The sequence below is a fragment of the Flavobacterium sp. genome, from assembly GCF_044361065.1.
In the GTDB taxonomy this organism is placed as follows: domain Bacteria; phylum Bacteroidota; class Bacteroidia; order Flavobacteriales; family Flavobacteriaceae; genus Flavobacterium.
Genome location: NZ_JBIKJI010000065.1, coordinates 1 through 10718, shown reverse-complemented (window position 1 = coordinate 10718; position 10718 = coordinate 1). Strand labels below are relative to the sequence as shown.

The window sequence follows — 10718 nt, the reverse complement described above, 5'->3', positions numbered from 1 at the left end:
TTAGGTGTCGCTGAAATTGAAAACAGACAAGTGTTAGAAGATCTTTGCAAACAACCCTTATTAGCAGCAAAAGGATACGCCGTAATTCATTTCGATTCGCCAGATAGACGAGGGATTGATACCGGATTTTTATATCAAAAAGGACATTTTCAACCAACGAGTTATAAAAATTATGCACTTATCGTAACTGAAGATGAAACCGATAAAAAAGCAAAAGACAAAGAAAAAGTAGAAGATACCGATGATAATGTGGTAGACATAAAAACCAAAAGAATTTACACTCGAGATCAAATATTAATGACAGGATTATTAGACGGTGAAGAAATGCATTTTATTGTAAACCATTGGCCTTCGCGCAGAGGTGGCGAAAAAAGAAGTAGTCCACTACGTGAAGCCGCAGCTGCGTTAAACAAAAAAATTATCGATTCGTTACAAGTTATTAATCCGAATGCGAAAATCTTCACAATGGGCGATTTGAATGACGGTCCTTTTAATAAAAGTGTAAAACAGGTTTTAGGCGCAAAAGGAGATGAAAAAGAGGTACAACCGTTAGGACTTTACAATCCTGCCGAAAAATTAATGAATAAAGGAATTGGAACGTTAGCTTTTAGAGATTCTTGGGATTTTTTCGATCAAATTATCATTTCTGAGCCTTTATTGAGAAAAGACTATTCTTCTTGGAGATATTGGAAAGCTGGTGTGTACAATGCTCCTTTTATGATTCAACAAACGGGTCAATATAAAGGATATGCGTTGCGAAATGGCGCTTTAGGACCTGGATATTCGGATCATTTCCCGTCTTATATTTACTTGATAAAAGAAGCAAAAAAGTAAACCACTTGGACTTGAAGTTCTTAGTTTTGCTTGGCGCAAAGTTGAATAACTTATTTTTTTGACACAAATTACACAAATTAGCACGAATTAATCCGTGAAAATCCGTGAAATCCGTGGCAAAATTTTTCAAAACCTGAATTAGAAACACACTAAAAGTGAGTTGTTTTAAGTATTTTGGACACCAATAAAAAAATAATTAAAGGTACTTTTTATTTTGTAACTTTACCTTTTAAAATTCTTTTTATGTCAATTGCAAAACCTTTCAACTTGAATAAGTGGATAGAAGAAAACAGACATCTTCTTGTTCCGCCAGTTGCAAATAAAAATTTATATATAGATTCAGGCGATTATATTGTAATGATTGTAGCAGGACCTAATGCCAGAAAAGACTATCATTATAACGAAACCGAAGAATTATTTTATCAGTTAGAAGGTGATATTACTGTGTATATTCAAGAAAACGGGGAAAAAAAAGCGATGCATCTTTCCGCTGGAGATATGTTTTTATTACCCGCTAAAATACCACATTCGCCAAGCAGAACAGAAAATTCTATTGGTTTAGTAATTGAAAAAAAACGAAATCATTTGGATGTAAAAGACGGATTGCTTTGGTTTTGCGATTCGTGCAATCACAAACTTCACGAAGTATATTTTGAGTTGAACAATATTGAAAACGATTTCCTTACACATTTCAACGATTTTTATGCTTCAGAAGAAAAAAGAACGTGTAAAAAATGCGGAACGGTTATGGAAAGCAATCCAAAATTTGTAAAATAACCACATCTTATTCTATTTTCTATATTCTAAAATCAATTTATTATATTTGCATAATCATAACAAAATCATTTAAAAAAGTTAAAAATGTCAACAATTGCCTCACAATTTGGAATGCCTGAAGCTTTAAAAGCACTTGGAATAAAAGAAATTAATGACGGAACCTCAACGGGTTCTAACAGTTTTTCATCTGGAGAAATAATTGAAAGTTATTCGCCAGTTGATGGTCAATTAATCGGAAAAGTTAAAACAACCACAGCTGCTGATTACGAAAAAGTAATGCAAAGTGCTACAGCTGCATTCAAATCGTTTCGTGCTATGCCAGCACCCCAACGTGGCGAAATTGTTAGACAATTTGGAAATAAATTAAGAGAATTAAAAGAACCACTTGGAAAATTAGTTTCCTATGAAATGGGGAAATCGTTACAAGAAGGATATGGTGAAGTACAAGAAATGATTGACATTTGCGATTTCGCCGTAGGTTTATCTCGACAATTGAACGGACAAACCATTCCGTCTGAACGTCCTGGGCACGTAATGAGAGAACAATGGCATTCTATTGGAGTAGTAGGAATTATTTCGGCTTTTAACTTTCCAGTAGCGGTTTGGGCTTGGAATACGGCATTAGCTTGGATTTGTGGTGACGTTTGTGTGTGGAAAGCTTCGGAAAAAGCGCCATTATGTTCTATCGCTTGTCAGAATATTATTGCAGATATTTTAAAAGCAAATCAGTTACCAGAAGGAATTTCTTGTATCATTAACGGTGATTACAAAGTAGGTGAAATGATGACTACAGACGTAAGAATCCCATTAATTTCTGCTACAGGTTCTACCAGAATGGGAAGAATTGTTGGTACAACTGTTGCACAACGTTTCGGAAAATCTTTATTGGAATTAGGTGGAAATAACGCCATTATTATCACACCAACTGCCGATTTAAAAGTTGTAGTTCCTGGAGCCGTTTTTGGTGCGGTGGGAACTGCCGGACAAAGATGTACTTCTACAAGACGATTAATCATTCACGAAAGTGTCTACGATAAAGTAAGAGATGCCATTGTGGGCGCTTACGGGCAATTAACCATTGGAAATCCATTAGATCAAAAAAATCATATAGGGCCGCTTATTGATACTGATGCAGTGAACACGTATTTAGCCGCAATTGAAAAAGCAAAAGCTGAAGGCGGAAAAGTATTAGTAGCAGGTGGTGTTTTATCAGGTGAAGGATACGAATCTGGCTGTTATGTAAAACCAGCTATCATTGAAGCTGAAAATCATTTTGAAATTGTGCAACACGAAACATTTGCCCCTATTTTATATCTAATGAAATACGAAGGCGAAGTGGAAAACGCTATTGAAAAACAAAATGGCGTAGCACAAGGTTTATCTTCAGCCATTATGACAAACAGTATGAAAGAAGCAGAGAAATTTTTATCTTTTGCGGGTTCAGACTGTGGAATTGCGAATGTAAATATCGGAACTTCTGGTGCAGAAATTGGTGGTGCTTTTGGTGGTGAAAAAGAAACGGGTGGCGGAAGAGAATCAGGTTCAGATGCTTGGAAAGTGTATATGAGAAGACAAACCAATACCGTAAACTATTCAGATCAATTGCCATTAGCGCAAGGTATTAAGTTTGATTTGTAATGTAGCGAAACATCCTGCAAGGTTTTAAAAACCTTGTAGGTTTTTTTTAAGAGTTACCTACAAGGTCAAAAAGACCTTGCAGGAAATAGAAAAACCCTGTAAATTTTTGTAGGGGTTTTTTGTTTTATAGACAAAATTTCTTGCGAAACGTAAACGTGAATTTACTACAAAATTCGGACACGAGCGCAGCGACTACCAAAGAAATCTTGACAAATGCTTGTTATCTGTAGATATTTTTTATTTTTTTTGGAAGTTTGAAATATTTTCTATTATATTTGTAACCAATGTCTAATGTTGTATAATTTGGTTATGAGTGAATATTTAACTATTTCAGAAACAGCAAAGTTACTCAACAAGAGTACAAAAACACTTCGTCGTTGGGATGAAGAAGGAAAGCTTTCTGCCGTTCGTGAACCTATGAGTAATTATAGAGTTTATAGAAAAAATGATGTTGAAACTTTATTTGCTAATTTTCTTCAGACAGATGTCCAAGAAACAATTTCCAATTTTGTCGAACCTGAAAACGAATACAAGGTTTTAGAGCTGTTTGCTGGTGCTGGAGGTCTGGCTGTTGGAATGGAAAAAGCTGGATTGAAATGTGTGGCTTTGAATGAAATTGATAAACACGCTTGTGCAACTTTGAGAAATAATCGACCAAATTGGAATGTTCTTGAAGGAGATATAAAGAATTTCATTTTTTCCGAATATTACAATCAAGTAGATGTTGTTACAGGAGGTTTTCCTTGTCAAGCATTTAGTTATGCAGGTAAAAGATTAGGATTTGAAGATGCGCGAGGAACTTTGTTTTATGAATTTGCACGTGTTATCAAAGAAGTGAATCCGCCAATTTGTATCGGAGAAAACGTTAAAGGGTTATTGAATCACGATAACGGAAAAACTTTACAAGGTATGATTTCTATTTTGGATGAAATTGGCTACAATGTTGTTCCTGTACAAGTTTTAAAAGCTATAAATTATAAAGTTCCACAAAAAAGAGAGCGCCTTATTTTAGTTGGAGTTAGGAAAGATATTCATTTGAAATATGAATATCCAAAGCCTTATAAAAAAATATATAATCTTTCAGATGCACTTAAAAAAGGACAATTGTTTGAATCTAATGTACAAAAGTCAAGTGGTGCAAAATATCCTGAAAGTAAAAAAAGGGTTTTAGATCTAGTTCCACCTAAAGGATATTGGAGAGATTTACCTATAGATATACAGAAAGATTTTATGGGTGCAAGTTTTTATTTAGGTGGTGGAAAAACTGGTATGGCTAGAAGAATAGGTTGGGATGAACCTTGTTTAACTTTAACTTGTAGTCCTGCCCAAAAACAAACTGAAAGATGTCACCCAGACGAAACTCGACCGTTTACAGTGCGTGAATATGCTAGAATACAAACTTTCCCAGATGATTGGCAATTTTTAGGGCCAATTGCTCAACAATACAAACAAATTGGAAATGCTGTTCCTGTAAATTTAGGTCGCGAAGTTGGCTATTCGATTATTAAGTTTTTAAATGATTATTATAGAGTAAAATAAAAATCTAAGATTTCTATTTTACTCAAAATATTTTGCTTGAATTTCTAATGCTAGATTTGAAATGGTTTGTTCTACAATATGACTTCCATCAACTTCTAATGCTACGTCTCCAATTGCATCAATCAAGTCAAAGTAAAAATCTTCTTTCCCTGTTAGTCTATACCAAAATTCTTTTCCTATTATCACAGGAAATGAATTAGATATTTTCTTATAATGTGAACTTAATTCAGGTTCTTCACCGTAAATAACTCCCACAATCATATCATTTATTCCAATATTTAAGTTATTTGTTCTTGCTAAATTTCTAACACCATTGAAATGATTAATAACAGTTACGACATCATCGTGATTAATTGTATTTGGACCAGCTTTTAGTTGACAATATTTTCTGCGTCCATCAACAGCATCAATGAATTCAATATCAATTCCTGATGTTGTTGAACCTAATCCTTGAAATAATTGTCCTATTAATTTTTGGATTTTCATTCCGAATGATGTATTAATTGATGAACCTAGAATTCTTGGTAAAACTAAAGCTCTTGCAATGCTTTCAGCATTGTCATTTCCAGTTAGAAAATTTGCTAAATATTTGAATAAAAAAGGATTCACATTATATTCAGATAATTTACTTGCTCGTTTACAAGCACCTTCAATATGGCTAGTTACAATTTCACTTCTGAAAAAATCTTTAGCATTATTTAGTATTTCAATTCTTTTTTCTTCTGTCATTTTTTTAAATTAGTTTTCAAATATAGTGCTTTTTCTTATGCCTAATTTTTTTGTAGAATTTAAGTTAACTCGTTTATTTGCGAAATTTTCAGACTAGTATACTGCCCGTATAGGCAAGATAGGCGAAGTTTTGTTTCACTTTTTAGTTTTTCAAATCTACTAAATATTCTTAAAATAAAAAAACCTGCAATATTTTTGCAGGTTTTGTAGTATCACATTGCCTAATCGGCAAATTAAAACCCTAATTACTCAATAATAAATTTCTTATATACTTTTTTTCTGTTCCATTCAATGGATAATATGTACATTCCAGAAGATAAATTTTGATAATATAAGGTGCTATTATTTTCTAAAATAAATTCTACAGTATTGTAAATTAGACTTCCATTAACTGAAAACACTGTAAATTGCACGTTAGTATTTACGGTATCTGAAAACAAAACCTTTAAAATTCCGTCTTTAGATGGGTTTGGATACAAAAGCACACCTTGGTTGTTTTCATCTTCAAAATTGATACTATCACTTAAAGTAGCATCAAATATGGGTAATTTTACATAATTACCTCCCAAAACTTCTGCGGCTTCAGTCTCAGACATACACAACCAATCTTGCATCACGGTGGTATAAATTTGTCTGTAATCAAACTGCATTGGAATTTGATCATTTACCGCAGCATTTGTTGGTAAAACAGGAGAAGTTCCTATCATTCCAGGAATGGGGTGCGTCGTATTTGCCACTTCATTAGGGCTGGTGTTTAATGCGCCACCAAAGAAAATAACTGGCGCTGCCGAACCGTGGTCTGTACCTTTACTTGCGTTACTTTTAATTCTTCTACCAAATTCACTAAACGTCATTCCAGTCACATCATTATCTTTACCCATATAGGTAATTTCTTGCTGAAACGCGCCAATAGCTTGAGACAATAAGGTCAAATTTATAGCTTGGGAACCTTGCGTTTTATCATTATTATCTACTTGATTTTCGTGTGTGTCGTGAGTATTAGGATGATTTACAATATAAACTGGAGTTTGTAATCCTCCATTAATAAGTTTGGCAACAATTTTTAACTGGTCGGCCAATTTGTTACTTGTTGGATAAGTAACTCCCGAGTTTAATGCAAAATTATAAGCGGTTTGAATCACATTTCTATACACATTACTTTGGTCTTTCATTAATCGAAGAAAAGTAAGTTCGTGGCCATAATCAGAATTTGGCGAAGGATCTGTAATACCATTAATAACATTAAGTAACGCATTCGGATCTGGAGCACTATAACCCATATTCATATTTGGTCCTTGCAATGAAAAAGGCAACGTTGACCCAATCTGAATAGCTAAAGGATGCGGCATTTCAGGCGAAGGATAATCCATTGGATAATTTGGATATTTAACATCTAATGCCCTTCCAAGCCAACCGCTATTTAAATTCTGATTACTTCCAGATGCCGTAAACCATATATCAGTTGCTCTAAAATGACTATAATTTGGATTGGGATACGATACCCCCTGCACAATCATCATTTTTCCATTATTGTACAGATTTTTCATTTCTGTCATAGCAGGATGTAATCCCGTAGTTGCATTATTATTTAAAGTTAATACACTACTTTCAGGCATTAATATATTAGCACGCGCATTAACTAAATTACTCCATTTGTCTAATGGGAAAACCGTATTTAGCCCATCGTTACCACCATTTTGCTGAATAATAACTAATATTTTACCACAGTTTATGGCAGAAAGTGCCATTTTTTCTAATGTTACACTATCAACTTCCGAAGATGCCATAACTGGAATCCCATTAAATAAAAGTGGCGTTGTTGCTAAAGCAGTCGTTTTTATAAAATTTCTTCTTTTCATAACAATTACATTAGTTGATATTCTGAAAGTTGCGTAATAGCAAGTAACAAACTTTTTAATCTTGTTTTTACGATATTGGTAAAACCGGCATTTGTTGGATTGTTAACATAATTACTCCAAGCACCAGACCAATAATGATTTTCTATTTGATTTGATAAAAGATTCTGTACTTTCAAGTTGTTTTTTACAGAACTGCTTAAATCAATAGGAAGTAAATATTTCACACATTCGTTTACTAATAAGTCTGGATCAGAAATTACTGCGGGTGCAAACTGAGAAACCCACGCAATCACATTTACTTCAATTCGGGTTGTTAAACCATTATATGTTAAATTGAACCCATTAAAAATAGCATCAATAAATGCAGCTCTTTTTTGTACCGTATTAGAATTAATCCAATACTCGTGAAAATTTGGATTTTGATAATAGGCTGGCCATCCTGCAACATTTGGAATGGCTCCCATTGTTTGATCCATAGTTAGTAAATAACGGCTACTTATGGCACTCCAAACAGAATATTGCGCATAATAATTTGTTTGGTCAGTTACGTTATAATTGATATTAAAAGTACGAAGCGAACCAATAACTAAATCGAAAGGTGATTTAATATACACCCCATAATTTGCCATATCATAAAAATGCTGACTTTTAAATAATTTATCTAAAACAGGTGCAATTTCCCAGTTATTAGCAACAAAATGCTGTGCTAATGGCACAATAACATTCGCTTCTATATTGGCATCAATGTCATAATATACAAAATAACGGTACAATCTTCTACAAATGTATTCGGATACGACTTGCGATTTAGAAAATATCATATCGATAAATGCATCTAATTCTGCACTACCATTATTTGTAATTGTAGTATTATTAAAAAAAGCTGAAAATTGTTTTGTACTTGTATTGTGTTGCGTTGAAACAAAGCTTGTTGTAGTTGGATGTGCATTTAAATTTTGAACGCGCCAACCCGTAAGAATTTTTGCTGCTGCCACCACATCAGCTTCTGTAAACTGACTCAAAGGGTCTTTTCCAAGTGTAAAAAGCTCCATTATTTCTCGAGCAAAGTTTTCATCAGGCGCACTACTGGTATTGGCTTGATTATTTAGATAATACATCATCGCGGGTTGCGTGGCCATATTTCTAATTAAAGTTTTAAAATTACCTAAACCATTAGTTCTAAAATTTTGAACGTATTCGTGAGATATTCGTGCAGAATTTGTAGCACAATAGTTATTTTGAGAAACCCTAACCGTATTAAAATCAACAGGAATAAAATGATACCAAAACCAAGTCATTTTCTCTCTTATATTGAGTTGTTGGTTTAGACCTTGTCCTAAATTCCATAAAGAAACAGCATTCATTCTATAGAAATTTGTAGTATTTCCAATACTATTGGAATTAAAGGCGTGTTGTGTCCAATCGCTTCCATAAGGGATATTTCCCTCATCAGCAAAAACATTTTGATAGTAATTAACTGGTGGATTTGGTACTGTACTAGAAATGGTTAGCAACGAATTGACACTCGAATTAAAACCCGCTTGTACTAACCCGTTAACATCAGAAAATTTAAAACCAAATTGTGTTCTTCGTAATAAATGTAAAACCGAAGCCGTATTCCAAGCTCCAGCATATGGCGTTAAACCACTTGTGATGTTACCTATTCTATTGGTTTCCGCATTAGTGTCAATAGATTGATATCTTCTTAAACCGTAGTTTTTTCTTTTATATTTTTCAAAAAGAGGATCTTGACTTTCTTCTCTTCGAAGGAATACTTTTTTAAAAAGATTTCTTCTCGAATATTTTTTTTCCATACCCTATGCTTAACATATTTATAATTAGACTATTAAATCACGAAAAGGTTTAAAATTATTGCGAAATGTACAAAAAATATATTTAAAAAATAAAAACCCTGCAAATAAGGTGTATGCAGGGTTTTAAATCTCTAAAATCCTGACAGGTTTTTGAAACCTGTCAGGATTAATATGATACATTAACTAATTACTTCGTTTTCTTCACGTATTGTGTTAAAATATAAATATGTTGGTTTTCTACTCTACCTTCAATCAAGTTGGCATCGTCCCAAACCACTTTTATATTATGAACTGCTGCGCCTCGTTTTGCAGTAAAAGTAGCGCCTTTAACATCTAAATCTTTAATTAAAACCACAGAATCTCCATCTTTTAAAATGGCACCGTTACTGTCTTTATGAACAATTTTATTTTCGTCTTCTTCTTCGCCTTCGCCTGTAGCTTTTGCCCATTCTAATGCTTCTTCGTCTAAATACATCATTTCTAAAGTATCGATGTTTTTTAAACGTGCTAACATTCTCCAAGATAAAATTTGAACAGGTAAATTTTCGTTCCACATACTATCAGATAAGCCTCTCCAATCATTTGGATTCATAGTATCTGGGTTTTCCACTTGATCTTTTAATTGCTTGGTCAACAAAACCGAATGAGCTAAACTTTCTTCTGTATAAGGTGGTAAAGTGTACACCACTAAATCCAATTCGGCACCACTAATTTCACATTTTGACTCGCTTCTGTCTTTTAATTTTCTTTCAATTACACTCATTATTTCTGTTTTTATGGCTGTTATTTATTCCTAATTATGGGCAAATATAAGTATTAATTTCTTCCTATTTCGTTTGGATATAACTCACGCAATTCATCACTTTGCCAAAACACTTTAGAAGTACAATCCATAATGGTTAACACGCCTAAAAAAGCGGCTCCAGTATCTAAATTCCAAACAGAATTTTTACAAAGCGGCGGCACAATTTCAGTTTTAGAAACAGGCGTGTGACCTATAAATATTTCAGAATAAATTTTTAGTCTTTTTGGATATAAAGGCGAATTTTTATCCATAGTTTCATCTAAACATAAAGCCACTTCCCAGAGCGTTCTGTCCCAATACATTAATTTTGGAAAAAATTCTTGTGAAACGCCATTCATATTAGTAAAACCCGCATGAATGAACAACCTGTTTTCAGCATCTAAATAATAATTTCGTAATGATTTTAAAAAGGTAATGTGTTTTTGTTTCGTTTCAGTTGAAATATTTAAATAAGCATCAACGGTGGCTTTGCCGCCATGCTTAAACCATAGTTCTTCTTTTATATTCTCATGCCGATTTTCTAACCAATCCAAAAGCAATTCATCATGATTTCCTTTTATAAAAATACATTTTTGTTGTTCCGATAAGGCAATTAAAAAATCTAAAACGCCTGGCGATTCGCTCCAACCATCTACATAATCTCCTAAAAAAATTAACGTATCATCTGCTTTTATTGCTGCTTTTTGTAGCACTTGAATTACTGCTTTTAATCCGCCGTGTATG

At 33.4% G+C, this 10718-nt stretch carries 9 protein-coding genes; 4 read left to right on the top strand and 5 right to left on the bottom strand.

Features of this window, described 5'->3' with window-relative positions:
• The 4 genes from ACIQ11_RS05570 to dcm all read left to right on the top strand — a co-directional run.
• The coding region (locus ACIQ11_RS05570; protein ID WP_396153581.1) for an endonuclease/exonuclease/phosphatase family protein at positions 1-834 on the top strand (834 nt) is incomplete at its 5' end.
• A gap of 243 nt (positions 835-1077) precedes the next feature.
• On the top strand, positions 1078-1611 hold the full coding sequence (locus tag ACIQ11_RS05565; protein WP_396153579.1) for a 3-hydroxyanthranilate 3,4-dioxygenase: 534 nt from the start codon (positions 1078-1080) through the stop codon (positions 1609-1611).
• 84 nt (positions 1612-1695) lie between these two features.
• Entirely contained in the window at positions 1696-3249 is a 1554-nt protein-coding gene (locus ACIQ11_RS05560) for an aldehyde dehydrogenase family protein (RefSeq protein ID WP_396153577.1), read from the top strand.
• 309 nt (positions 3250-3558) lie between these two features.
• Positions 3559-4788, top strand: a complete 1230-nt coding sequence (gene dcm / locus ACIQ11_RS05555) for a DNA (cytosine-5-)-methyltransferase (protein ID WP_396153575.1) — start codon at positions 3559-3561, stop codon at positions 4786-4788.
• An 18-nt stretch (positions 4789-4806) separates the two neighbouring features.
• Here dcm and ACIQ11_RS05550 read toward each other — a convergent pair whose 3' ends face one another.
• The 5 genes from ACIQ11_RS05550 to ACIQ11_RS05530 all read right to left on the bottom strand — a co-directional run bounded on the left by ACIQ11_RS05550 (position 4807) and on the right by ACIQ11_RS05530 (position 10717).
• Positions 4807-5517, bottom strand: a complete 711-nt coding sequence (locus ACIQ11_RS05550; protein WP_396153573.1) for a PmeII family type II restriction endonuclease — start codon at positions 5515-5517, stop codon at positions 4807-4809.
• A gap of 245 nt (positions 5518-5762) precedes the next feature.
• The gene (locus tag ACIQ11_RS05545; protein ID WP_396153571.1) at positions 5763-7376 is read right to left on the bottom strand and encodes a DUF1501 domain-containing protein; all 1614 of its coding nucleotides are present in this window, start codon (positions 7374-7376) and stop codon (positions 5763-5765) included.
• Positions 7377-7381: 5 nt separating this feature from the next.
• The gene (locus ACIQ11_RS05540) at positions 7382-9190 is read right to left on the bottom strand and encodes a DUF1800 family protein (protein WP_396153569.1); all 1809 of its coding nucleotides are present in this window, start codon (positions 9188-9190) and stop codon (positions 7382-7384) included.
• A 187-nt stretch (positions 9191-9377) separates the two neighbouring features.
• Entirely contained in the window at positions 9378-9953 is a 576-nt protein-coding gene (locus ACIQ11_RS05535; protein WP_291241675.1) for an alkylphosphonate utilization protein, read from the bottom strand.
• A gap of 53 nt (positions 9954-10006) precedes the next feature.
• Entirely contained in the window at positions 10007-10717 is a 711-nt protein-coding gene (locus ACIQ11_RS05530; RefSeq protein ID WP_396153567.1) for a metallophosphoesterase, read from the bottom strand.
• Position 10718 lies beyond the last annotated feature (1 nt).

Bases quoted from the DNA above. Each gene is read 5' to 3' on its own strand.
- ACIQ11_RS05565 (WP_396153579.1), top strand. From the start codon at position 1,078: ATGTCAATTGCAAAACCTTTCAACTTGAATAAGTGGATAGAAGAAAAC.
- ACIQ11_RS05560 (WP_396153577.1), top strand. From the start codon at position 1,696: ATGTCAACAATTGCCTCACAATTTGGAATGCCTGAAGCTTTAAAAGCA.
- dcm (WP_396153575.1), top strand. From the start codon at position 3,559: ATGAGTGAATATTTAACTATTTCAGAAACAGCAAAGTTACTCAACAAG.
- ACIQ11_RS05550 (WP_396153573.1), bottom strand. From the start codon at position 5,517: ATGACAGAAGAAAAAAGAATTGAAATACTAAATAATGCTAAAGATTTT.
- ACIQ11_RS05545 (WP_396153571.1), bottom strand. From the start codon at position 7,376: ATGAAAAGAAGAAATTTTATAAAAACGACTGCTTTAGCAACAACGCCA.
- ACIQ11_RS05540 (WP_396153569.1), bottom strand. From the start codon at position 9,190: ATGGAAAAAAAATATTCGAGAAGAAATCTTTTTAAAAAAGTATTCCTT.
- ACIQ11_RS05535 (WP_291241675.1), bottom strand. From the start codon at position 9,953: ATGAGTGTAATTGAAAGAAAATTAAAAGACAGAAGCGAGTCAAAATGT.